We start from the raw sequence: 22,164 nt of genomic DNA, 5'->3' as shown, positions 1-22,164 counted from the left end.
GAGCGCGGCTCCCCCCTTCGGCTCGCCATCCTCTTCAGCCCTTCTGACCCCTCCTTCGTGGCCGCCTCTCCGGTCCGGCGGGTCAAGGGCCGCGGAACGCGGGCGAAGCCTCCCTTGACGCGCCGGCCGGGCATGCGGCACGTCATTCCTCCTTTTCCCGTTCCCCTTCTTTCCTCCCTTCAATCCGGCGCCGCTCGGCCGACCGGATCGCCGCGAGCGCCGCCTTGAACACCGCCGAGCCGCGTTCCTCCGAAAGATCAGCCGCGGCCGCGACGGCGACGCATGCGGCATGGACGTCGTCGCCGATTGCATCGGCCGGGAGCGCGGCGAGGGCCTCATCGCTTGCGATGATCTCGCCGATGGTCGCGCGCACCTCGCTCTCGTCGAAGGCGAGCAGGATGTGCGGCCGCGGCATCGAAGCATCCGGATCGGGATCACGCGCACCGGCGAGGATCGCCTCTGCCTTGGCGATGGCCGAGACCGCGCGGCCGGCCCAATAAGCGCTGCGCTGCGCGCCGCCCGTGCCACTCAGCACCTTGACGAGGCCGAGCAGGATCTCGAAATGATCGGCCTTGCGCTGCACCGTCTCATCGAAATGCGCCGGGACCGCCAGCGCCGCGCCGCTATACGCGCAGTCGCGGCCTTGCCAGGCGCCGGTGACATAGGTCTCGCCGGCCGATTCGTGGTCCTGCTTCGCGCATTCCCAGTCGTCATCCTCGATGGCAAGGCGGCAGGCCTGCGCCAGATCCGCGGCCTCATAGGTGCGCTGCCGATAGACCGGCAGGCGATAGGTGGTCTCGATCGTGAAGATGGGCATCGTTGTCGTCCTTCCCTTCAGGTGTTGCAAACACCCTTGGGGCGGCCGCCTCTCCGGTCCGGCGGGTCAAGGGCCGCGCACGCGGGCGAAGCCTCCCTTGACGCGCGGACCGGGCATGCGGCAGCGCCGACCTTCCTCTCGTTGGCGGATTTCATTCCTTGCTCGCTTCTCCCAGCCATAGAGTGTCAGCTGGCTGCCGCGAGCGGCTCCGCCGCGATCCGGGCGAGCAGGGCAATGAGGTCCTCGTTCCAATCGCCTGCGCGCGGCCGCGCGCGTGCGTAGGTGGCGCCCGTTTCGGCCGCGATTGCATGGATGCGCTGGGCGTAGACATCGCCCTGCCGATTGTTGTCGGTCGCGGCGACGAGATGAGTGTTTGCCCGCGCCGCCAAGCGGCGGATGGCTTCCTCGCTTGCCGGAGACCAGCCGCCTCCCGTGCTGACGTAAAGCGTGTCAGGACGCATGACCTGGATCGCAGCGAGACTCATGGCGTCGATCGCAGCTTCGGTGATGCAGATGCGCGAGGCGGCGGACGGGCCCAGCCGAAAGAGCTCCTTGCTGCCGCCGGTCGCGAAACCACGCCACTGAGGGCCGCGCTCCTCCCAGCCGAGTAGGGCGCCATCCTGACTGCGATGAGCCGCCCATATGCTGCCGTGGGGCCCCTCGCGGAGAACACCCTGGCCCACTGCCACGGCGACGACGGTGTCGGGTATCGCGCGGGTCTCGGTGAGATAGCGCCAGGCTTCCGAACCTGCCTGCGCGACGCGGCGGCGCGCCCAGCGATCGACGACCGAACTGGGCGGGCAGGAGCGGATCTCGCGCTGCCACGCGGGCGGGCTCGGAACGAACCCGACCAGCGATGCGACACGGGCGCAGGCTTCCGGAAAACCTTGAGCACCGAGATGCTCGGCCAGATCGAACACGTCACCCTTGGCGGTCGAGAGAGGGTCGAACCAACCGCGATCATTGTGGATGACAATGATGATGTTGGCGTCGCGGCGGAATTTCACGGCGCGCCGCGTGCTCTCCTTCAAATCGATTTTCCAGCCGTCCTGTTGAAGCAGCGCGGCGCAACCCACCCTGCTTCGCAATTCTTCGATTTCTTTCTTCTCCATAGCCATCACCGGGCGCGCCTCTCGCATACCCGGTCCTTTCTTCGGTTGACGTTCCTTCGCCTTATCGCGACGGCACGCCACCCGCCCGCCGCGAAGCGTGCCGGATGCAAGGGCGTGTTGACAAGCCGTCGCGTCATGAGAGCTCGGCCGCGGCGCAGCCTCCCTTGCATCAGGCGCCGCGCCAGCGGCATCGGTCGCCCGGCTCAACGAGCCGGGGACCAGGGATCATATTCGTGAATGACGGTGACGTCGTCTTCGTCGAGATCGGCCGTCGGCATGACGCCGAACGACCCGTCAACTTCGAACAAGGTGACAGGGACCATCAGGGTGCAGGCGAGATTGTGAGCGTGGTCTTGCGCGAGGGCGAGGTTGGTCGACATGGTGGGCTCCCGTCTTGCGGCGGGGACCATCCCCGCTCGACAGGCGCCGACAGGTTCGGGGGCGGCCGCGGTCACCTCGCAGGCACAGCCGCAGAGGTCGCACGCATGCGTAGCGAACCCCTCGTGGGTTGATCGTGGAAGGTCGCTGCAGAACCAGGAACGCCGTCTTGAGAGCGAAATGGTCATCGCCGGGCATGGAGGCGCCCACTTGACGACCCCATTGTCCCGACGCGGTGCTCACATTCCCAAGGCTGTACTCCCTGACTGACCGTCGCGCGCATGACGGACGAAGATCGATGAACAACCGGCAAGGTTACGCGGCCGCGACGGACAAGAGCGCTTCGCCGCGACGTCGCGTGGCCGCCGTTCGCAAGCGCAAGCCTGAAGCCTCGGCATCTTAGGCTTCCTTTTCTGCGTCAGGGATGGCTGCCCGGATGGGGGAAGACCCGCCGTCGGGGCTTCCGCGTAGCCGCCAGCCCGGCCCCGCAGGGGAGACGCCACACCCTCTGCGCAAGTTTCGTGATCAGCGCTATAAGGGACGGATGTGCAACGATTACGAGCAACATGTCCGCTGGGCCGAATACTGCAAGATGATGCAGGCGTTGGAACTCGGCGTTCCCACTCGGCAGTCGGAGCTCGATCTCCCTCTTGCCGACGACATCCGCATCAACGATGTCGGCCCGGTGATGTGCGCGACGGGCAACCTGATCGAACTCCTGCCGATGACCTTCAGCTTCCCGCCTGCGCGGTCAGCAGGAAAGCCGATCTTCAACTTCCGTTCGGAAGGGCGAAGCTTCAAGGAGAGCAATCGCTGTCTGATACCGGCCTCAGCGTTCTTCGAATTCACCGGCAAGGCATATCCAAAGGCCAAGCATCGATTCACGCTGAGGGGGTCTGCGATCACGGCGATCGCCGGCATCTGGCGTGAGGGGCAGGGCAACCATCCACCTTCGTTTGCTATGTTGACGACAGCACCCGGACCGGATGTCGAACCCATCCATGACCGACAGGTCGTCGTGCTCCGCCCGCAGGATTGGAGTGCGTGGATCTACTTGACGAAGCCGGAGGGTGAACTTCTGCGACCGTTGCCAGCGGGCTCACTCGATGTCGAGACGGTGCGGCGCGGTAAAGAATAGCGGGAATTGCTTGGTCGGTCTCCGCCTGCGGGCATCACCAGATACGCTCGGACCGCCATGAACCGTCATCGCTTTGAGCGGTCCGCCACCTTCGTGAGAGCACCCGTGGGCCCTTCGCCGTGCGATAGGCGGGGACAGAAAGCTGGATGGCATCGCCAGCGTGGTCCCACGCGGCGATCACGGTCACGCCATCGTCAAACTCGACAAGGCATGCGGCTCCTGCGCTTTGGCCGTCGTCGACGGTGACGCGACCTCGCCGGAAACGAAAGCGCATTGGCGGCATCCCAGGCCTGTCGCATTCCAATTCGCAGTATTACCGCCTCTTGCGCCCGAAATCCCCGCCGTCGCGCGCATTCCGGGACGAAGGCCGCAGCTGGGTAACCGACCCCTGTGGTCGCGTCTGCTTCGAGGGGCATGTTCCCCGGTTTTTGCCCGAAGGGGCATACCGCTCAACGGACGTGCATCGAAGGTTTACCGAAAACAGCTAGAAGCCGCGCGAACGAGCGGTTATGAGTCGTGTGGGGCAGTACGCGCTGCCCTGGGGCGTCGAAACCCCTACCAGCGGTTGGTGCCGGCCGTGACGGCACCGCACTCCTTGACCTTATGGTCGGGGAGCCTGTGGCGTATGCAACAGGCTTTTCCGAGCTAAAGGCCACAGGGCCGTCTGGTACGGTTTCGAACTCCCCGATCACCAAGAGTCAGAGAGGGTTCATTTGCGGGGGCGCACCGCAGACACATCCCAGCGGGGAAGGTCGGGTGGTTCAGGACGGAGAATGCGGATCGTCGCTCGAGTTGCAGGCGGTCTCGGCTCATCGCGCTTATGTCGAGGCGCTGGCGGCTTGGGAGCAGGTTTTCCACATGGCCTCGTGCCCGATCTGTCGGCCGGAAGGGCTCACCGTCGAGGAGCATGAACGGCGCTGCCACAACGCCGAGATTGAAAAGGAACGGCGCCGCGTTGCATTTCGGGATCTCTGCGATGAGCTCGGCTATGTGCCTGAAGGTCGAGGCATAGCGCTTTCTGCGCCGTCATGTCCGGCAGCGCGACGCATGGTGCGGCAGTCGGATGATGCGTGAGCGCGGTGTTTGGTGTGAGAAGGCGCGTGCGGCGCGTGCCTGGTGCCGATGCTGCCACGGACCATGGTGACAACCCGGCCTCGGGCTTGCCGCAATCCGGACACAGCTACCGCAATACTCACAGATGATTGCGAATCGATCGAGGCTCGGATGGCGTTGCTTGGCGGCCTGCTTCCAACCGATTGGGGACGCCGGCTGCTGAGCTGGGTCTTCATCGCATGGATCTCGGCGTTTGCCGGGGCGCATGTGCAGATTGGTCTCGCAGTTCAATCAGCCTCGCATCCGGTGGTTCATTCGGTCGGCGGGGACGGCGGGATGGTATCCGGAGAACCCCGATCCGCGATGATGCATGGGCATGAGTGCAACAGCCCGACATGCACATTGTGGGTTTCGCCACTGTCAAACCAAGCCATCGTCATTCTCCGGGATGTGAAAGCCGTTTTGCGCGCCCCTGACGAAGATGGCGCGGGTCTCGGGCCACTGGCCTTTGAGCGCCCGCCACGTGGCCCCGCGCTCGAAACGACATAGCGCGGGAATGTGCGCCGCTTGTAGCGGCGCAGGTTCCTTTCAGACACCATCCGGTCTTGCGGTCTCGCGGTGCTGCTCATGCCCTGTCCCATGGGGCGCGGCGGTCGGGACGTTATGCCTGCACGCACCAGTGGAGCGTCGCAGGACACGCCGCTTTTCGAAAGATCAATCATGAAGACGATCGTCTATACGCGACCTGCCCGTTGCATCACGGCGGTCAACTCTTGCGTCTGGATCGCCCTTTTTGCGACGGCGACGGTCGACGCCGGAATTGCTAGCGATGCTCAGCTCAGTGCAGCCCTGCTGGCCGCGCGATGTCCGGTCGCCAACATCGAGCAGGCTTATAAATCAGATGGGATCTCCGTCTTCAAAGTCGATTGCCAGCGCCCGGCTGAGCGGCGTCTTGTGGTCACTTGCACCCGAACGGCGTGCAGCGCCTCGGTCGAGCGCAACGACGACGAGGATGGATCATGATCGGCAGGTTGGAATTGGAGCTTAGCATTCCACGCGCCCACGTAGCGCCACGAGGGATCGGCAGGAGCCAGCTTTACGCCGTGGATAAGGCTTCAGCGTAGGCGTGCGGCGATCGCATTCATCTGTTCGATTTCACGCCGCTGTCCCTGCGAGATGTCCTGACACAGCTTGACCAGTTCCGGGTCCACGAGCTTGGCCTCGCGGCACATCAGGATAGCGCCGGAGTGGTGCGGGACCATGGACTGGATAAATTGGCGATCATCGACCAATGCCTGGCTGCGCGTGGCCCAGAACGAGCCGAGTGTCACCAGAGCAAAGACTGCATAAAGCACGATGTTCGTTCGCGCGTTCTGGTACATGCTGCCCATTGTGACGATCATCAGGATGCCCATCGGCGCCCACATGGTGAGCGCCATGTAGAGCATATTGATGTTGTTGCGGTAATCGGGCCAGCCGTCGATCATCGTGTACATGACCAGATACATCACGATCAGGCTCAACAACAGATTGAGGCCGAGCATCCAGTATGCGCGCGCCCCAGAATGACTGTGTCCCTGATGATGATGCGTCTCGCCCATCGGCCGTTACCTTCTTCTGGTTGGTTGTACGGGTCAGCTGTCGTGTTTGTGGCGCACCAAGGGAACGCATCGCAAGGATGATTGTTTCGGGCGACCCAGCCGCCCGTTGCGGCGGAGGGGCGAGAAGCAATCAATCCCGGACCGGGCAGGCCACCAAACTAAACCGCAAGAGCAGCGCGGCCAGGCGCCGGGGCCGGGCCGCGCCTTTCCGTCTCACGCCGCGGCCGCTGCCGGATAGCCGGCGCGCTGCAAGGCTGCCTCGAAATCGACGCGCGGCCGCTGGGATGCGACGTCGACCTTTCGGATGTTTGGATCGATGGTGACCTTGGCCTGGGCGTCCACACTCTGGATCGCCTTGGTGACGCTGCGGGCGCAGCCGCCGCAGGTCATGTTCTTGATGTGGAACTGCATGAGGATCTCCTTTTGGCTCTCATGCCCACTCAGATGGCGGTTTCCAGCGTGGGAAGGTCAAGGGGCTGCCGAAATCTTTTTTTGGCCTTGACCTTCCAACGACTGGAAGCCCCACCTTTCGCTCCAGACGAGAATAGTTGCGGAAGGATATCGTCATGAACGCACCGGTCAGGAACGGCTCCGCCGCCCGAAACGCGGTCATCTTGCCGGTCGACGGCATGAGCTGCGCGTCCTGCGTGGGACGCGTGGAAAAGGCGCTGAAGGCAGTGCCCGGCGTCGAAACCGCCAGCGTCAATCTCGCGACCGATAAGGCAGAGGTGAGGGGCTCCGGCCCGATCGCCTATCGGACGTTGGTCGCCGCAGTCGAGGAAGCCGGCTACGCCGTTCCGGCTACCCGGACGGAGCTCGCCATCGAGGGCATGACCTGCGCCTCCTGCGTTGCGCGGGTCGAGCGCGCCCTCGCCTCGGTTCCGGGTGTCGCGGCGGCGCGGGTCAACTTGGCCACCGAGCGCGCGACTGTCGAGGGATCGATCGACGCTGCCTTGCTGGTCCAGGCCGTGGAGGAGGCCGGCTACGACGCGCGGGTGGTGAGCGGTGGCGCCCCCGACCCGGCGACGGCGGCGCGCAAGGAGGCGGAGGCCGCCGGCCTGAAGCGGGATCTCCTCATCGCCGCGCTGCTGACGGCGCCCATCGTGGTGCTGGAGATGGGGTCGCACCTGGTTCCAGTGATCCACGACCTGATCATGCGCACCATTGGCATGCAGGCGAGCTGGTACATCCAGTTCACGCTGGCGACGTTGGTCCTGTTCGTCCCCGGACGGCGGTTCTACGCGAAGGGGTTGCCGGCGCTGGTGCGGCTGGCCCCCGATATGAGCTCTCTGGTCGCCGTCGGCACACTTGCGGCCTACCTTTATTCTCTCGTGGCCACCTTCGCGTCGGGCCTTCTGCCGCCTGGCACCGTGAACGTCTATTACGAAGCTGCCGCAGTGATTGTCACTCTGATCCTGCTCGGTCGCTTCCTCGAGGCGCGCGCGAAGGGACGGACGTCCGAGGCGATCAAGCGACTGGTCGGGTTGCAGCCGAGAATCGCGCATGTCCGGCGTGGCGACGGCGTTGTCGACGTGGACATTGCCGAGGTGGTGTCGGGAGACGTGGTCGAGGTCCGACCCGGCGAGCGCGTGCCGATCGACGGCGAGGTCATCCAGGGTGAAAGCTACATCGATGAATCGATGATCACCGGCGAGCCGATCCCCGTGGTGAAGGTTGCCGGCAGCAACGTCGTTGGCGGCACCGTCAACCAGAAGGGCGCGCTGAGCGTGCGGGCAAGCGCCGTCGGCGATGCGACTGTGCTCGCGCAAATCATTCGGATGGTCGAGGAGGCGCAAGGCTCGAAGCTGCCCATCCAGGCCTTGGTGGATCGGGTGACGATGTGGTTCGTGCCGGCGGTCATGGCGGTGGCCGCCGCGACATTCGCCATATGGCTCATCTTCGGGCCGGATCCGGCATTGACCTTTGCCGTGGTCAATGCGGTCGCCGTTCTCATCGTTGCCTGCCCCTGCGCGATGGGACTCGCCACGCCGACCTCAATCATGGTCGGCACCGGCCGCGGCGCCGAGATGGGCGTCCTGTTCCGAAAGGGCGAGGCGTTGCAATTGCTGAAGGATGCCAAGGTCGTCGCGCTCGACAAGACGGGCACGGTGACGGAGGGTCGCCCGGTCCTCACCGATCTCGGCGTGGCCGATGGATTCGAGCGTAGCGACGTGCTGGCGCTGGTCGCCGCTGTGGAGGCCAAGTCCGAGCATCCGATTGCGCGGGCGATCGTGGATATGGCAACGAATGAGAGGCTTCGCCTCCCGGACGTCAGCCGGTTCGAGTCACTGACCGGCTTCGGCGTCACCGCGGAGGCGGGCGGGGTCCGTGTGGAGATCGGCGCCGATCGCTACATGCGCTCGCTGGGCATCGATGTCGCGCCGTTTGCGGCGACTGCCAGCCAGCTCGCCGACGAGGGCAAGTCGCCGCTCTATGCCGCGATCGGCGGAAGGCTGGCCGCGATCATCGCGGTCGCCGATCCGATCAAGGCCTCGAGCCCCGATGCAATCGCGGCCTTGCATGGTCTCGGACTGAAGGTGGCAATGATCACCGGCGACAATGCCCGCACCGCCGACGCTATCGCGCGCCAGCTCGGCATCGACGAGGTCGTCGCGGAAGTGCCGCCGGAAGGCAAGGTCGAAGCGGTCCGTCGCCTCAAGCAAGCCTATGGTCGGCTGGCCTTCGTCGGCGACGGCATCAATGATGCGCCGGCGCTGGCGGAGGCGGATGTCGGCCTCGCGGTCGGTACAGGCACCGACATTGCGATCGAGGCAGCCGACGTGGTGTTGATGTCGGGCAGCATCAAGGGTGTCGCGGATGCGTTCGCCCTGTCGAAAGCCACGATCGGCAATATCCGGCAGAACCTGTTCTGGGCGTTCGCTTATAACATCCTGCTGATTCCGGTTGCCGCCGGCGTGCTCTATCCGGCGTTCGGCATCCTGCTGTCGCCGGTGCTGGCTGCAGGCGCGATGGCGCTCTCGAGCGTCTTCGTGCTCGGCAACGCGTTGCGGCTGCGGCGCTTCCGTCCGGGAGTCGTGCCTGGCGCCCATCACAAATCGGACGACGGCGAGGGACGCGCATCGCGCTCTTCTGCGGCGTTGGAAAGGAGCGCGGCATGAATATCGGCGAGGCGGCGCGCGCTTCAGGCGTCAGCGCGAAGATGATCCGGTACTATGAGCAGAGTGGGCTTATCCCCAAGGCAGGCAGAACGACGGCCGGCTATCGCGACTACTCAGCCACCGACGTGCACATGCTGCGTTTCGTGAGGCGGTCGCGCGACCTCGGCTTCACGATGGCGGAGATCGAGGACCTGTTGCAGCTGTGGCGGGACCGCAGCCGGCAAAGCGCCGATGTGAAACGGATCGCGCTCGCACGCATTGCTGACCTGCGCCGGCGCATCCAGGAGATGGAGGACATGGCGGCGACGCTGGAGCATCTGGCGTCATGCTGCTCGGGAGACAACCGGCCCGACTGCCCGATCCTTGCGGATCTGGAACAGGGCGAGCTCGCCAAGCCGCGGCGTTCGCGGGGCGCCATCGATCGATCGCCATGACGCTACTTCAGATTATATTCGCACCGAAGGAGAACACCGTGAACTTCAGCCGCCGGACACTCATGAGCCTTGCCGCGGGACTTGGCGCATCGCTCGTCACGATTGGCAGCACATCCGTGTCGGCTTCGGGCACCTCGATCGAGGTGACGCGCTCGCCGAGCTGCGGCTGCTGCTCGGCCTGGATCGCCCATCTTCGTCGGGCTGGGTTTTCCATCGAGGAAAAGCTGCTGGACGATCTCACGCCTTTCAAGGCGCGGCTCGGCGTGCCGGACGATCTGCAATCCTGCCACACAGCGATGGTCGGGGGCTACGTGATCGAGGGTCATGTTCCGGCGCAGGAGATTTTGCGCGTTCTTGCCCAACGGCCGACTGCGACAGGCCTTGCGGTCGCCGGCATGCCTATCGGCTCTCCCGGCATGGAGACCGGCGGTCCACCGGACCGATACGACGTGGTGCTCTTTGGTGCGCGCGGGCGGCAGATCTTTGCGCGCTACTGAAAGGTGCGGCGGGCGCTGATCTTTAACATCCATCAACGATGACCGGCCACCTCAGGCCCATGCTGCCGGGCGCCTGGTGAGGTCAGACATTGAAGAAGGAGCCCGACGATCATGTCCGAAACCCACGCCGCTGCCGAGCAGGATATCCTTCGGCCGAAGATTGAGCTGCGCGCCTATGAGATCTGGGTGCACGAGGGCTGTCCGGAAGGCCACGATCTGGAGCACTGGCTGCGCGCCGAATCCGAGATCGTCGGAGAGGGACCTAGCCCGGAGGCGACGGACGAAGCTGCCGTGGCAAGCAAGAAGAAGAAATAGTTCGTCGTCCGACCGAAGCGCGCCGACGCGTGGGGCCGGCCTCATGCCGGAGGTGCACAGTTGAATTTCCTCGATCGATCGATCCGTCGCGCGCGGTTTGCCTATTTCTCGATGGAGATCGCGCTTCGCACCGAGATGCACACCTACAGTGGCGGGCTGGGTGTGCTCGCCGGGGATTCGGCACGCTCGGCGGCGGACCTCGATCTGCCTATGGTGTTCGTCACGCTCGTGAGCCGCCAGGGTTACGTGCGGCAGGAGATCGACGCGCGCCATGCGCAAGTCGGTCATCCCGATCCGTGGTCGCCGCAGGACTTTGCGACGGCGTTGCCACAGATGGTGGCCGTATCGATCGAAGGGCGTTCCGTCTGGGTGCGCCCGTGGCTTCATGCATTGGAATGCCCCCTCGGGCATGTCATTCCAGTTCTGCTGCTCGACACCGATCTCGATCAGAATGCGATCGAGGACCGCCGGATCACCGATGCGCTCTATGGCGGCGATCAAGCTTATCGACTGAAGCAGGAGATCGTGCTCGGGATCGGCGGTCAGAGCGTGCTGCGCGCGCTCGGCTTCAGCATCGAGAAATATCATCTCAATGAAGGTCATGCGGCCCTGCTGACCTTGCCCCTGCTGCGCGCGACCCAGCAACTCGACGGTGGCCGCGCCGCGGACCCGATGCTTGGCTATGACATCCCGGGAGTCCGGGAGCGGTGCGTGTTCACGACGCACACGCCGGTGGAAGCCGGCTTCGACAAGTTCGATTATGACCTCGTTCAGCGTGTGCTTGGCGACTATGTCGAGCGCGATGTCCTGACGCGCCTCGCCGGCTCTGATCGGCTCAACATGACTCGTTTGGCGATGAACCTCAGCGGCTATGTGAACGGCGTCGCGCGCCGGCACGCCGAGACGACGCGAAAGCTCTTTCCAGGTTATACGATCGCCTCGATCACCAACGGCGTTCATGTGCATCGATGGACGCATGGCGCAATCGCCAGGCTCTTCGAGCAGCAGTTTTCCAATTGGGCGCATGAGCCGGAAGTGCTCGCCTTCGCCGATCAAATCGACGATGGGGCACTGTGGTCGGCCCACGAGGAAGCCAAGAGCGATCTGCTGGCGCGGATCGCTCAGACAAACCGGAGGCAGTTGCGTCTCGACCTGCCGCTGATTGGATATGCGCGGCGCATGACGGCCTACAAACGCCCCGAACTCATTTTCTCCGACATGGGAAGGCTGCGCGAGATCGCCAAAGGTCAACCGTTCCAGATCGTTCTCGCCGGCCTGGCGCATCCGAGCGACGGCGGCGGGCAGGAGGCGATCCGGGCGCTTGGAGCGCATATCGATGCGCTCGACGGCGTGATCCCTGCCGCGTTCATACCCGGTTATAATCTCGACATCGGCGCGGCTTTGGTGGCCGGCTGCGATGTGTGGTTGAACACGCCGCAGCCGCCGCTCGAGGCATCGGGCACCAGCGGCATGAAAGCGGCCATCAACGGCGCGCTCAATCTGAGCGTCCTTGATGGCTGGTGGGTCGAGGGATGCGTCGACGGCGTGACGGGCTGGTCGATCGCCGGCAACGGCGCCGAGGCGAGCGATGCGGGCGCGCTTTACCAGAAGCTGCGGGATGTGGTGCTCCCGCTCTATCACAGTGATCGTGGACGCTGGATCTGGATGATGAAGCAGGCGATCAGCAAGATCGGCCCGTCCTTCAATTCTCATCGGATGATGCGGCGCTACGTCACCGAAGCCTATCTGCGTTGACGGGGGACGAGCGATGTATGTGCGCGATGTGATGTCGACCCGGCTGGTGACGATCAGCCCCGAGCACAGCGTCTGGCACGCAGCGCAGATCATGCTCGCCGAACATGTCAGCGGCCTGCCGGTGCTCGATGACGGCGGGGCCTTGGTCGGCTTGGTGACCGAGGGCGACCTGCTGCGACGCTCCGAGCTTGGAACACCGCTCGGCGAGGGAGGGGCGCCGGAGCGCGCCCGTGCCTATGTCCAAAGCCGGAGCTGGAAGGTTGGCGCGCTGATGTCGTCGCCAGTCCTCACGATCGGGGAAGACGCCCCGCTATCCAAGGCGGCGATGCTGCTCGGCGTTCACCGGATCAAGCGCCTGCCGGTTGTCCGCGACCCGCAGTTGGTGGGCATCGTCAGCCGGGCGGATCTGCTCAAGGTCATCGCAACGGGCGGGCCGGACGCCGAAATCAGGGGCGACGAGGCGGTCCGCCGCGCGCTACACGCCCGCCTCGCGGAGGCCGGGAACGTCTTGAGCCGTCAGCCGGAACTTCACGTCGAGGCTGGCAGGGTGCGCGTGGCCGGCGCAATGGGATCGCCCGCAGAGCTCGAGGTCGTGCGGATGGTGGTCGACAGCGTCGTCGGATCGGGGTTTAAGGACGAACTGACGGTCGAGAAGGAGCGTGAATGAGGGTTGTTCTGTTCGAGGCGGAGGATTGGGAAAAGAAGGCTTGCGCAACACTGATGCGCCTGCACGATGTCCGCTGCACGACAGTTCCGCTCAACATCTCGACAGTCGATGACTTCAAGGATGCCGAGGCAATCAGCCCCTTCGTGGCCTCGCGCCTCGATGCCCGCATCATCAACCGACTGCCCGATCTGAAGCTCATTGCGACCCGATCGGCGGGATACGATCATATCGACCTCGACGCCTGCCGCGAACAGGGGGTCGCCGTTGCCAATGTCCCGGACTATGGGGATGCGACGGTCGCCGAGCATGCCTTCGCGCTCCTGCTGGCGCTCGCCCGCAACATTGTCGAGAGCGTTGCGCTGACCCGCCGTGGCGGCTTCTCGATGGCTGGAGTGCGCGGTCTCGAATTGCGCGACAAGGTCATCGCGGTCGTCGGGACGGGGCGCATCGGCCGCCGCACGATTGAGATCGCGCGCGGCTTCGGCATGAAGGTGTTGGCCTTCGACCAAGTCGAGGACCACGCGGCCGCGACGCGGCTGGGATTCACCTATGGCGCGCTCGACGAAATCCTGGCGCTCGCCGATGTCGTGACGCTGCATGTGCCGTCATCGCCGACGACCGTGGGACTGATCGGCGACCAGCAGTTCGCAACCATGAAGGATGGCGCCATCCTCATCAACACGGCGCGCGGCAACGTGGTCGATACCGAGGCGCTGGTGCGGGCGCTGGCAAGCGGCAAGCTGCGGGCGGCTGGTCTCGACGTGTTACCCCAGGAGCCGCTGATCCGGGAAGAAGCCGAGATCTTCCGCCAGGACAAGGCGGTTGATGCGTCCGATCTCAAGGCGCTGGTCGCCAACCATGTGCTGCTGCGATTTCCGAACGTTCTGATCACGCCGCACAATGCCTACAACACCGACTCTGCTCTCCGGCGGATCATAGAGACCACTATCGCCAACATCGAAGGGTTCGCGGCGGGTCGCTCCGTCAACCTGGTCCAGGCTGGCTGAGATGTGCCTGTCCGCAGAGGTCAGTCTGGGCGCCGCGGCCGTTCTCATCCCGACCGGGGCGGTTGCCGCCGCCTCCGCCTGGCGGCGGGATCGCCGCTACCTGATGATCGCGACTCTGCCTTTTCTCTTCGGACTGCAGCAATTGGTGGAAGGGCTGATCTGGATTGAGGGCCGTGCCGGCAATGCGCATCACGTCGCACAATACTCGCTCCTCTATATGTTTTTCACCTGGATCGCCTGGCCGATTTGGGTGCCGGTCTCGGCCTATTTCCTCGAAAGCGGCGCGCGGCGGAACGTCATCCTGCTGTTCGTCATCGCCGGCGCGATGCTGGGCGGCCTGCAGTTCATTCCGTACTTTGTTCACGACGGCTGGTTGACGACGACCTTCCTGCGTTGGGCCGTCCGCTACCAGGACATCAACCTGCTCGACGGGCTCGTGTCGCGGACCGTGACCTACGCGGTCTACGTGAGCGTCATCATTGTCCCGTTCCTGCTGGTGCGCGGCTGGGAGATCAAGGTGTTCGGCCTGCTCGTCGCTGCCGTCCTCATCGTCACCTATGTGTTCTTTTCCTTCGCCTATATTTCGGTATTCTGCTTTGGCGGTGCGGTGATCTCCGCCTATTTGCTGGCGCTGATGTGGCGCCGGCGGCGGCCCACGCCCGCCTTGGCGTGATCGCGCGGGAGCTTCAGCGCCGCCAGAGCGAGTTCGCCGATCGCACGACGCGACGGCAAAGCCAGAGCGCCACGGCTAATCCGGCCAGGGCGGCTGCTGGCACGCCGAGCACGACCGGTCCGACGCGCGCCAGCGCGAGCAGCGCGGAGGCGATGAGGATGCCGATCGCCAGGAGCGCCAGCGCCATGAGTCCCGCGCGTCGATCAAGCCCCCGCTCCATCTCTTCCGAATGCTCGACGCGCAGGCCGAAAGCTGGTGTTTTTCCGTCTTCATGGGCGCGATGCAGGAGCGAGGCCAGCAGCGCGGGCAGGTCCTGGGCTGAAAGCGCCAGCTCGGTCTTGAGACGCGCCATCGCGGCGCGATCGGGCCGGCCGCCCAGGGTGTGAGCGATAGCGGCCTCGCCCTTGGCGATGAGGTTGTCAAGGACGTTGAAGTCCGGATCCAGCCGGCGCAGGCAACCCTCGATGAGGAAGAGCGCGCGCACCAGGACCATGAGATTGTAGGGCACGGCGACATGGGCGCCATCGCCGAGCCGCATCACTCTGAGGAAGGCATCGGCGATCGACCAATCCTTCAGCGGCAGCGATGAATAGTCGCTGAGTATCTCTTCGATGCCCCGCACGAAAGGCGTTCGTTCCGCCTTGCGGTCGATCAGAGAAAGCTCGATTGCCGCGTCGAGCATCCATCCGGCGTCCTGTTGAACGAAGGCCTGAAGGAAGATCCCGAGGTTGCGCCGAGTCGTGCGATCGAGATAACCGACGAGCCCGAAATCATGAAAGCAGAGTCGACCGTCCTCCATCAGGAAGAGGTTGCCGGGATGCGGATCGCCATGAAAGAGCCCGTCTTCAACAGCTGCTCGAGATAGAAATCGACCAGAACGCCCGCGATCCTGGGACCGTCCCGCACCGCGACTGGATCCTCGATCGATCGGCCATGGCTCATCACCTGGACGAGGATCGCCTCGCTGCACAGCGCTTCGAACGCTGCGGGCACATAGACGTCCGAGCGCTGTTTGTAGGCCTCGCCGAAGCGGCGGATGTTGCGGGCTTCCTGTAGGAGGTCCGTCTCGCGAATGAGATTGTCCCACATCTCGCCGGCAAGGCGCTGGAGTTGAAAGCGGCGCAGGCCGGGAACCAATGCGCCGGCGCATTTGGCAACGACAGTCAGAATGCGCATGTCGCCGTCGATGCGCTCGCGCATCTGCGGGCGCCGGATCTTCACGATCACGTCCTGTCCGTCGCGCAGGTGGCGCGATGGACCTGGGCGATCGAGGCAGCGGCGAAAGGTTCGCTCTCGAATGTCCGGAAGACCTCGTCAAGCGGGCGTCGCAGGGCGCGGTCCAGCTCGCGCTTGGCCTCCTGCGCCGAGAACGGCCGGGCATGCTCGCGCAGGTCCCGCAACTGCCTCAGATAGGGCTCCGGGAGGAGGTCTGGCCGCATGCTGAGGGCCTGGCCGACCTTGAGGAAGGTCGCGCCAAGATCGTCGAGCGCCCGGCGCAGGCGCAGCGGCAGGGCCGACGCATCGGCGCTGACGCCGCGACGGCGCCCAGATAGAGCAGGATCAGCGAGGATGCTGAGGCAACGATCTTGAAGAAACGGGCTATCACTTAGGGGGCGGCCCGTATTGATCACGGACTCCGGCCATCGCGTCAGAAAAACCGCTGCCGAATGCCGAGGGAGGCATTCGTGCGCGCGATGGAGCTGTGAGCGTCCGATGCGAGACCGGTCAGCGCGCGGATCGCGTCGATCGTCTCGGGAATGACGATGGCCTGATTGTCGACCATATAGGCATAGAACAGCTCGTCGCCTTCCGTGCGTAGCATGTCTTCCCAAAGCGCCACTTCGTAGAGATTGTCGCGTGGGCGGTCGAGGTCGGCCATCAGCTCCTTGACGGTGTTAATGGCGGTGAGGCCGTCCGCGGTTCGGATCAGCGCGATCCGCGACGATTCCCTGAAGGCCTGAAGCACCTCTTCCTTCTCTGCCGGGCGTGTCAGCTGCACCACCCAGTAATGGAGGTGCGCAAGCGTTTCCGGCACCTTGACGGCCATGGTGACGACATCGAGCTCCGGATCGACGCTTCGTGCATCCGGGCCCTGATGGCTTGGGATTTCCCCCTCGGGAACGAGCGTGTTCATGATGCCGCCCGCATCGCTTTCCCAGGGGTCGGTGGCGCGCCTGAGGAGCGTGCCGCGCGCTCGCTTCAGAAGACCGGCGCGCTTCAGCGCTGACAGCGTGCGGACGATGGAGGTGGTGTTGCACGACACGACACGCGTCGATTCCCGGCCGACCGCTGTCGTAAAGGAACTGTCTGCAACGAAGGAGTGCCCTGTGACGGCGTGCTTTTCGCCGCCATGCACGATGAACTTGATGCCGCGGGCGCGGTAATGCTGGACGTTGGCGGCGCCGACGCGCTTGGGTGTGCAGTCGACGATGATGTCGACGGCTTGCACGAGCGCCTTGAGGGTGCCGGCGACCGCAAGGCCAGCCTGGTTCATGCTGCGGGCCGTCTCCTCGGAGGCTCCGTAGAGTGTAATCCCTTTGTGGTCCAACGAGCGCAGGCGCCAGTCACTGGCGACATCGCATACGCCGACGAGTTCCATGTCATCCTGCAAACGCACGGCATCGGCGACGCGCTTGCCAATCACGCCATAGCCATTGACCGCAACGCGGACGGGACTGCGTCCTATCATTGAAGCGCCCTTCGTGAAGTTTGCCTGACCTAGGGACCACCGCCAGTCCTGTCGATCGGTGGAAATCGCCTCGACATCATCTTGTTGCCGCCGCATGAGCCTGCGCGCGTCGTCGCAAGTCATCCTTGATCGAGGTTAAGGAAACGCGTTTCCGGGTCCTAGCTTTATGACTGCTCGCCAGCGGCGAAGCGCCGAGTGTCTGCGGGCATTGTCCTGGCAAGGGATTGGGGGCCGTCTGATAAGCGAGATATTGAACCGAAGGCTGTTCTCAATGGTACCAAGGAAAGATGCGCTTTCGGGGATCTTGCTTGTCGCTCTAGGGGTCGTCAGTCTCGGTATCGCGACATTCTTCCTTGTGCTTCGCCCGTCGCTGCTACCCGAGGACCTTGCCTATACGGGCGTTGACGCAAGTGCGCTGCCAGAGGCCTTTCACGATTGGCTTCGCATCGTTTTTCGCACCTGGGGCGGATTCATTGCAGGTTTAGGCTGCCTGTTGGTGGGAGTCGGCGTCTTCCTGCTCACGGGGCGCCTGCGCTGGCTCTATCTCGGCTCCTCGGCAGGCATCGTGCTTGCGTTTGGACGCTTCCTGTTCAGCAATATCGTGTTGGGCTCCAACTTCCTTTGGCTGATCGCGGCGGCGTTCGCGTTGGCGCTCTGCACAGCGTTTCTTTTGGTCGTTAGGAGTGGTCGATGAAGCGCAGCATGGAGCCTGCGGATTGCTTGGCTCGATGCTTTTGACCACCCATCGATGTGGTGGGCGCAACGCAGGGGGTCAGTCATCCGGGCGGCACCGGCTGGGCCGCATGGCTTCGGACGCCTGATGCCGGCTGCGATGCCGGCACCAGGCTTGTCGTGGTCTAGCCAAGGTCCTCATAGGTGAGGTAGGCCATCATGCCGGTCGCCATATGGTAGAGATGGTGGCAATGCAGCGGCCACGTCCCCGGATTATTGGCATCAAAGACGATCGTCACCGTGCCGCCGGGCGGAACCAGCACCGTATCGCGCAACGCTCCGCCCAGCTCCGTGCCGTTGATGGCGGTCACCTGGAAATGGTGCCCGTGCAGATGCATCGGATGCGACATCATGGATGCATTCCGCATGGTGATCTCGATGCGTTGGCGCCGCCGCGCGCGCAGCTCGTCGCCGCCGTCGATCGCCCACGCATAGCCTTGCATCTGGCCCGTGAGCGTCACCGTGAAGCGTCGATCGGGCGGTCTCGATGCAAGTGGATGGCGCGCCCGCAGACGCATCTCGAGGTCGGTACCGACGATCGGGCCCGGCGCATCGCTCGCAGTGTCGACGCGCTTTGCCGTGGATCCGGCTGTGGCGAGGATCACGCCGGTGCGCTCAACAGCGCCCTCCCGCATCGCGAGGATGGGGTAGGAACCTCCGCCTGACGGGAGCGACAGCGCGATGTCGAGGCGCTGTCCCATGCTGATCGGGAATTTTGCTCCGACGATTGGTTCAACGTCTTGGCCGTCGACGGCGACGAGGGTGCCCCGAAGAGTGCCCGTATCGACGGTAAAGCCCGTCGCGGTTGCGCCATTGATGATGCGAAGGCGAATGCGGCCGCCTTTTTCGACCCGCACGATCTCGGGGTCGTCGAGGGTCCGCTCATTAGCAAGATACGCGTCATACTCGATGTCGTTAAGGTCCATCCCGCCCATTTGCATGCCGGGCATCCCCGCCATGGGCATCTTGGCCATGTCGCCGGCACCCATCTTGGAATGATCCATCATCGGCATGCCCGCCATTCCGCCCGCTCCCATCGCCGAGTGGTCCATGGCAGCGCCATGATCCTGACCTTGCTTCAACCGGGCGAGCAGCTCCTCGACGGGCGTGAAGGAGAAATCGTGAAGGAGGATCACGACTTCCTGCTCGTCTCGCGCGCGGTCTGCCGCGCGGCGGACAATGAGCGGGGCGGCCAACAGATTCTGCTCCTGCAGCGTGTGAGCGTGCATCCAGTGCGTGCCGCCGTCGCCGACCGGGAATGTGTACCGATGGCTGCTTGCCGGCTTGAGCAAGGGCATCGGATTGTCGGGAACGCCATCGGCCTCCCAGGGCGGCGTGAGTCCATGCCAGTGAATCATCGTCGGCTGGTCGATCTGGTTCGATAGCTCGACGTCGAAGTGCGCATCGGCATCCAGTGTCAGCCCGTGCACGCCATTGGGCTGCAGCAAGCCGAAAACGCGCGCGGCGCGGCCATTGACCTCGATCGTCCGGCTCGTGGCCGCGAGCTTGATTGGCGGACGATCGCCCGGCGCCTGCGCCCAGCTGGTAACTGGACGCGCAAGCGCGCCGACACCGAGCGCTGCTGCGCCACCCATCATCGAGTTGAGAAAACTACGTCTGTTCATGGTGCTGATTCCTCATCGTGCCTGCATCGGGCAGGCGAGCTGATTGAGCGCGTCGTGGCGACGCGCACCGACTGGGGAGGTTGGGCTGGATCAGCGTCGAGGAGGTCCGTGCGGCTGGCCGACAAAGATGCCGGCGACCCAGTCGCCCCGGTGGAGCCGATGCTTGACGAGTATCGGCTGGGGCTGTTCGCCCGAGCCTGCAGCGACGGGAGCATTGCAAAGGCTGCACATCGACGTGCAACAGGAAGCAGGGCGGGCGTCGGCTCGCTTGTCGATGGCGTTCGCCGCGAAATGGACGACGGCGTCATGATTCGCGCTGTCAACGCTGCGGACGTGCTCTGCAAAGGGCGTTGCATGGGAGCACGGCATCACGTGCGCGCTCGCCATCGACATGCCCAGCCAGGCGAGCACGAGCACGGCGACCAAGGCCGTTCTCATGGAGCCGACAACACTCGTCAGTAACCACATCTGCGCGGAGAACCCTGTTTTCACGAGACTATCTTACCACGCCCCGTGTTCGATTGATCGGGATCAATCTGTTTGAGCTTTCGTGTTGTTGAGAATCGGACATGATCCCAGATGGCGATAGCTTTGATTATCAAAGGATCGGTGTCGCTCCAGGCCAGGTAAAGTGCGGCAGTGCCGCGAAGGCCGCGGCGCCGGCAGCACCCGCGAGGGCGGAGGCGCCGGCAAGCGGAAGCCAGAAACGCACCGGCCCCGTGGCGGCGGCGACGATCAAGCGGCCAACGGCATTGGTCGCGAGCGCGATCAACACGGCGTGGCCGACCGCCTCGACATCGGCCGAGGCTCCCAGAAGCCGCAGCGCGCTCAGAACTGCAACGTCGACATCGAAGACGCCGGAGACTGCAGATGTCGCCACCATTCCCGCGGAATGTCCCGAAGCGGCGGCAGCGCTGATGGTCGAGACGACGGCGAAGCCAACCGCGAAGAGGAGGAGCGGTCCGAGCTCGAACGGATTTCGGGGAGAACCATCGCCAGTTCCCGCGAGATTACCGCGCGTGAGATAAAGGCCTCCGCATATCGCAAAGACGGCGACCGCTGCGAGAATTGCAATGCCCGCGACGCCAAGCACGGAAGGCGCGACGATGGCGACGATTCCGGTGACCCGCAGCACCGAGACCGCTGCCGCGAGCGTCGCCGCTCCCGCAAGCGGCCATGGATTGCCGCCAGCGGCCGCCGTGCGCGCGAGCGCAAGCGTAACCGCTGTGGATGAGACGACCGCGCCCGCCAATCCGCCGACCAGCACGCCGCGCGTGGCGCCGAAGACGCGGACAGCGATATAGCCAAGATAGGAAATCGCAGCGGTGAGGACCGTGAAAATCCACACCTGCCGCGGATTGAAGCCGCCCCATGGATCGACCGCCTGCGCCGGAAGGAGCGGGAGGATGATCGCTGTCATGACCGCGAGCACGAGCGCGGCCCGCAGCTCGACCCATGAGATTCGCTTGACCAGCCCATGGAGGAGGTCGCGGCTCGCAAGAATGACGGCGAGCGCGGTGCCGCCAGCGGCCGCGGCGCGTTGATCGCCCGTGACCGCCAGCGCGCCGAGCATGAAGACGCTCATGCCTGCCACCACGCCCGTGACGCTGAAATCTGCATCGTGAAGGGCTTCGCGACTCTTGTACCAGGCAAATACGGCGGTGAAGGCGAAGAGCCCTGCGATCAGCAGGGAGGGCGCCTCCAGGCTGAGGGCGAGAGACGCCGTGAGACCGCCCAGCAGTCCTGTAATGGCGTAGGTGCGGATACCGGCGGTCCGTGCGCCATCCGGAGCATCGCGTTCACGCCAGCCACGCTCGAGGCCGACCAACAGGCCGATGGCGAGCGCCAGCCCGAGTTTGGCGATGAGAGACTCCATCACCAGCCTGCCGATAGCCGATGGTCACGGGGCGAACAGGGCCTCATCGCGCGCCCCGAAGCATGCGCCAAAGGACCGCGTCGCGGCGCCAGAAATGGTGCCAGAGCGCGGCACCTGCATGGAGGAGAACCAGCGTGAGCAATGTCCAGCTCAGCAGGCTGTGAAGCGGCGCGATCCTGAACGACACATACATGGCGATCGTGCCGGTCACCGGAAGCGCGATCAGGACACCGTAGAGAGCGGCATGCATGACCGCGGCGATGATACGCTCGCCTACCGACATGCCCTCGACAGGTGCCGGCCTGCCATAAGCGAAGCGCAGGACCAACTGCGCCAGAACGAGACCAAGGATGGCCCAGCCACTCCAGGCATGGACCTGATGCAGAAACAGGTCAAAGGGGCGCGGCTTCATGAAAAGGTGCATCATGTGGGTGCGCTGGATCGCCCAGGCCGTCGGCACCTGCACCAGGCACAAGACCAGCACCGTCCAATGCATGAGGCGATGGGCGAGGGGAAATCCATCCGGCGGCGCGGCGCGGCGCATCGATCCTGGCCCGAGCCACCTCAAGCCTCGACCTCGACGATATCCCCGGCCCGCGCGGCGTAATCGAGCGCGTAGGCGAGCTCGCCCGTCGTTTCGGCGTGGACATGGAGCAGGGGTTGCCCGCGATCGATG

At 64.6% G+C, this 22,164-nt stretch carries 23 protein-coding genes and 1 pseudogene; 12 read left to right on the top strand and 12 right to left on the bottom strand.

The window, feature by feature from the left end:
- Positions 1–142: 142 nt before the first annotated feature.
- The 3 genes from EK403_RS15395 to EK403_RS22430 form a co-directional block, all read right to left on the bottom strand.
- Positions 143–817 carry a hypothetical protein gene (locus EK403_RS15395; protein ID WP_128778436.1) on the bottom strand — a complete coding sequence of 225 codons (675 nt, stop codon included), beginning with the start codon at positions 815–817 and terminating at the stop codon, positions 143–145.
- Positions 818–1,002: 185 nt separating this feature from the next.
- A complete protein-coding gene (locus EK403_RS15390; RefSeq protein ID WP_128778351.1) occupies positions 1,003–1,929 on the bottom strand; it encodes a DUF3991 and toprim domain-containing protein in 927 nt (308 codons plus the stop codon).
- A gap of 203 nt (positions 1,930–2,132) precedes the next feature.
- Positions 2,133–2,309: a hypothetical protein gene (locus EK403_RS22430; RefSeq protein ID WP_164919619.1), complete on the bottom strand. Its 177-nt coding sequence runs from the start codon at positions 2,307–2,309 to the stop codon at positions 2,133–2,135.
- A 542-nt stretch (positions 2,310–2,851) separates the two neighbouring features.
- Here EK403_RS22430 and EK403_RS15385 point away from each other — a divergent pair.
- The 3 genes from EK403_RS15385 (at position 2,852) to EK403_RS15370 (ending at position 5,521) form a co-directional block, all read left to right on the top strand.
- Positions 2,852–3,445 (top strand): SOS response-associated peptidase family protein, encoded by a 594-nt coding sequence (locus tag EK403_RS15385; protein WP_128778350.1) that lies wholly within the window; start codon positions 2,852–2,854, stop codon positions 3,443–3,445.
- Positions 3,446–4,201: 756 nt separating this feature from the next.
- The gene (locus tag EK403_RS15375) at positions 4,202–4,519 is read left to right on the top strand and encodes a transcriptional repressor TraM (RefSeq protein ID WP_245479725.1); all 318 of its coding nucleotides are present in this window, start codon (positions 4,202–4,204) and stop codon (positions 4,517–4,519) included.
- Positions 4,520–5,218: 699 nt separating this feature from the next.
- On the top strand, positions 5,219–5,521 hold the full coding sequence (locus EK403_RS15370) for a hypothetical protein (RefSeq protein ID WP_128778348.1): 303 nt from the start codon (positions 5,219–5,221) through the stop codon (positions 5,519–5,521).
- Between the two features lie 92 nt (positions 5,522–5,613).
- Here the strand turns inward: EK403_RS15370 and EK403_RS15365 are convergent, their stop codons facing one another.
- A complete protein-coding gene (locus tag EK403_RS15365; RefSeq protein ID WP_128778347.1) occupies positions 5,614–6,099 on the bottom strand; it encodes a DUF305 domain-containing protein in 486 nt (161 codons plus the stop codon).
- Between the two features lie 213 nt (positions 6,100–6,312).
- On the bottom strand, positions 6,313–6,510 hold the full coding sequence (locus EK403_RS15360) for a heavy-metal-associated domain-containing protein (protein WP_128778346.1): 198 nt from the start codon (positions 6,508–6,510) through the stop codon (positions 6,313–6,315).
- Positions 6,511–6,665: 155 nt separating this feature from the next.
- Here EK403_RS15360 and EK403_RS15355 point away from each other — a divergent pair, with 155 nt between their 5' ends.
- The 8 genes from EK403_RS15355 to EK403_RS15320 all read left to right on the top strand — a co-directional run bounded on the left by EK403_RS15355 (position 6,666) and on the right by EK403_RS15320 (position 14,566).
- Positions 6,666–9,218: a heavy metal translocating P-type ATPase gene (locus tag EK403_RS15355; RefSeq protein WP_128778345.1), complete on the top strand. Its 2,553-nt coding sequence runs from the start codon at positions 6,666–6,668 to the stop codon at positions 9,216–9,218.
- Positions 9,215–9,652, top strand: a complete 438-nt coding sequence (gene cueR / locus EK403_RS15350; protein ID WP_128778344.1) for a Cu(I)-responsive transcriptional regulator — start codon at positions 9,215–9,217, stop codon at positions 9,650–9,652. The genes EK403_RS15355 and cueR overlap by 4 nt, the downstream gene beginning before the upstream one ends.
- A gap of 62 nt (positions 9,653–9,714) precedes the next feature.
- Positions 9,715–10,149 (top strand): DUF411 domain-containing protein, encoded by a 435-nt coding sequence (locus EK403_RS15345; protein WP_128778435.1) that lies wholly within the window; start codon positions 9,715–9,717, stop codon positions 10,147–10,149.
- A 111-nt stretch (positions 10,150–10,260) separates the two neighbouring features.
- The gene (locus tag EK403_RS15340) at positions 10,261–10,464 is read left to right on the top strand and encodes a DUF2934 domain-containing protein (RefSeq protein WP_128778343.1); all 204 of its coding nucleotides are present in this window, start codon (positions 10,261–10,263) and stop codon (positions 10,462–10,464) included.
- A 60-nt stretch (positions 10,465–10,524) separates the two neighbouring features.
- The gene (glgP, locus tag EK403_RS15335) at positions 10,525–12,219 is read left to right on the top strand and encodes an alpha-glucan family phosphorylase (protein WP_206659558.1); all 1,695 of its coding nucleotides are present in this window, start codon (positions 10,525–10,527) and stop codon (positions 12,217–12,219) included.
- A 31-nt stretch (positions 12,220–12,250) separates the two neighbouring features.
- A complete protein-coding gene (locus EK403_RS15330; RefSeq protein ID WP_164919618.1) occupies positions 12,251–12,886 on the top strand; it encodes a CBS domain-containing protein in 636 nt (211 codons plus the stop codon).
- Entirely contained in the window at positions 12,883–13,893 is a 1,011-nt protein-coding gene (locus tag EK403_RS15325; protein ID WP_128778341.1) for a hydroxyacid dehydrogenase, read from the top strand. Before EK403_RS15330 ends, EK403_RS15325 begins: the two co-directional genes overlap by 4 nt.
- A 1-nt stretch (position 13,894) precedes the next feature.
- Positions 13,895–14,566, top strand: a complete 672-nt coding sequence (locus EK403_RS15320) for a DUF6629 family protein (protein ID WP_128778340.1) — start codon at positions 13,895–13,897, stop codon at positions 14,564–14,566.
- Between the two features lie 13 nt (positions 14,567–14,579).
- On the opposite strand, the gene EK403_RS23880 is transcribed toward EK403_RS15320, so the two are convergent.
- From EK403_RS23880 to EK403_RS15300, 3 genes and pseudogenes are all read right to left on the bottom strand, one after another.
- The gene (locus EK403_RS23880; RefSeq protein ID WP_487327329.1) at positions 14,580–15,248 is read right to left on the bottom strand and encodes a hypothetical protein; all 669 of its coding nucleotides are present in this window, start codon (positions 15,246–15,248) and stop codon (positions 14,580–14,582) included.
- A 63-nt stretch (positions 15,249–15,311) separates the two neighbouring features.
- A pseudogene (locus EK403_RS23875) lies at positions 15,312–16,005 on the bottom strand (ABC1 kinase family protein); the annotation flags it as partial.
- A 209-nt stretch (positions 16,006–16,214) separates the two neighbouring features.
- On the bottom strand, positions 16,215–17,378 hold the full coding sequence (locus tag EK403_RS15300) for a type II glyceraldehyde-3-phosphate dehydrogenase (RefSeq protein WP_245479723.1): 1,164 nt from the start codon (positions 17,376–17,378) through the stop codon (positions 16,215–16,217).
- A 127-nt stretch (positions 17,379–17,505) separates the two neighbouring features.
- Between EK403_RS15300 and EK403_RS15295 the strand changes: the two genes are divergently transcribed.
- On the top strand, positions 17,506–17,949 hold the full coding sequence (locus EK403_RS15295; protein WP_245479722.1) for a hypothetical protein: 444 nt from the start codon (positions 17,506–17,508) through the stop codon (positions 17,947–17,949).
- A gap of 163 nt (positions 17,950–18,112) precedes the next feature.
- Here the strand turns inward: EK403_RS15295 and EK403_RS15290 are convergent, their stop codons facing one another.
- From EK403_RS15290 to EK403_RS15275, 4 genes are all read right to left on the bottom strand, one after another.
- The gene (locus EK403_RS15290) at positions 18,113–19,612 is read right to left on the bottom strand and encodes a multicopper oxidase family protein (protein ID WP_128778336.1); all 1,500 of its coding nucleotides are present in this window, start codon (positions 19,610–19,612) and stop codon (positions 18,113–18,115) included.
- A 90-nt stretch (positions 19,613–19,702) separates the two neighbouring features.
- A complete protein-coding gene (locus tag EK403_RS15285; RefSeq protein WP_128778335.1) occupies positions 19,703–20,038 on the bottom strand; it encodes a hypothetical protein in 336 nt (111 codons plus the stop codon).
- Between the two features lie 172 nt (positions 20,039–20,210).
- Positions 20,211–21,488, bottom strand: a complete 1,278-nt coding sequence (locus EK403_RS15280; protein WP_128778334.1) for an MgtC/SapB family protein — start codon at positions 21,486–21,488, stop codon at positions 20,211–20,213.
- A 43-nt stretch (positions 21,489–21,531) separates the two neighbouring features.
- The gene (locus EK403_RS15275; RefSeq protein WP_128778333.1) at positions 21,532–22,032 is read right to left on the bottom strand and encodes a cytochrome b; all 501 of its coding nucleotides are present in this window, start codon (positions 22,030–22,032) and stop codon (positions 21,532–21,534) included.
- Between the last annotated feature and the right edge of the window lie 132 nt (positions 22,033–22,164).

Origin of the sequence: Hansschlegelia zhihuaiae (assembly GCF_004103825.1) — a bacterium.
Classification (GTDB): Bacteria; Pseudomonadota; Alphaproteobacteria; order Rhizobiales; family Methylopilaceae; genus Methylopila; species Methylopila zhihuaiae.
Note: the sequence above shows the minus strand (reverse complement) of the source record. Positions and strands in the feature narration are given on the sequence as shown.

Bases quoted from the DNA above. Each gene is read 5' to 3' on its own strand.
- EK403_RS15395 (WP_128778436.1), bottom strand. From the start codon at position 817: ATGCCCATCTTCACGATCGAGACCACCTATCGCCTGCCGGTCTATCGG.
- EK403_RS15390 (WP_128778351.1), bottom strand. From the start codon at position 1,929: ATGGAGAAGAAAGAAATCGAAGAATTGCGAAGCAGGGTGGGTTGCGCC.
- EK403_RS22430 (WP_164919619.1), bottom strand. From the start codon at position 2,309: ATGTCGACCAACCTCGCCCTCGCGCAAGACCACGCTCACAATCTCGCC.
- EK403_RS15385 (WP_128778350.1), top strand. From the start codon at position 2,852: ATGTGCAACGATTACGAGCAACATGTCCGCTGGGCCGAATACTGCAAG.
- EK403_RS15370 (WP_128778348.1), top strand. From the start codon at position 5,219: ATGAAGACGATCGTCTATACGCGACCTGCCCGTTGCATCACGGCGGTC.
- EK403_RS15365 (WP_128778347.1), bottom strand. From the start codon at position 6,099: ATGGGCGAGACGCATCATCATCAGGGACACAGTCATTCTGGGGCGCGC.
- EK403_RS15360 (WP_128778346.1), bottom strand. From the start codon at position 6,510: ATGCAGTTCCACATCAAGAACATGACCTGCGGCGGCTGCGCCCGCAGC.
- EK403_RS15355 (WP_128778345.1), top strand. From the start codon at position 6,666: ATGAACGCACCGGTCAGGAACGGCTCCGCCGCCCGAAACGCGGTCATC.
- cueR (WP_128778344.1), top strand. From the start codon at position 9,215: ATGAATATCGGCGAGGCGGCGCGCGCTTCAGGCGTCAGCGCGAAGATG.
- EK403_RS15345 (WP_128778435.1), top strand. From the start codon at position 9,715: ATGAGCCTTGCCGCGGGACTTGGCGCATCGCTCGTCACGATTGGCAGC.
- EK403_RS15340 (WP_128778343.1), top strand. From the start codon at position 10,261: ATGTCCGAAACCCACGCCGCTGCCGAGCAGGATATCCTTCGGCCGAAG.
- EK403_RS15330 (WP_164919618.1), top strand. From the start codon at position 12,251: ATGTCGACCCGGCTGGTGACGATCAGCCCCGAGCACAGCGTCTGGCAC.
- EK403_RS15325 (WP_128778341.1), top strand. From the start codon at position 12,883: ATGAGGGTTGTTCTGTTCGAGGCGGAGGATTGGGAAAAGAAGGCTTGC.
- EK403_RS15320 (WP_128778340.1), top strand. From the start codon at position 13,895: ATGTGCCTGTCCGCAGAGGTCAGTCTGGGCGCCGCGGCCGTTCTCATC.
- EK403_RS23880 (WP_487327329.1), bottom strand. From the start codon at position 15,248: ATGCTCGACGCGGCAATCGAGCTTTCTCTGATCGACCGCAAGGCGGAA.
- EK403_RS15300 (WP_245479723.1), bottom strand. From the start codon at position 17,378: ATGACTTGCGACGACGCGCGCAGGCTCATGCGGCGGCAACAAGATGAT.
- EK403_RS15290 (WP_128778336.1), bottom strand. From the start codon at position 19,612: ATGAACAGACGTAGTTTTCTCAACTCGATGATGGGTGGCGCAGCAGCG.
- EK403_RS15280 (WP_128778334.1), bottom strand. From the start codon at position 21,488: ATGGAGTCTCTCATCGCCAAACTCGGGCTGGCGCTCGCCATCGGCCTG.
- EK403_RS15275 (WP_128778333.1), bottom strand. From the start codon at position 22,032: ATGCGCCGCGCCGCGCCGCCGGATGGATTTCCCCTCGCCCATCGCCTC.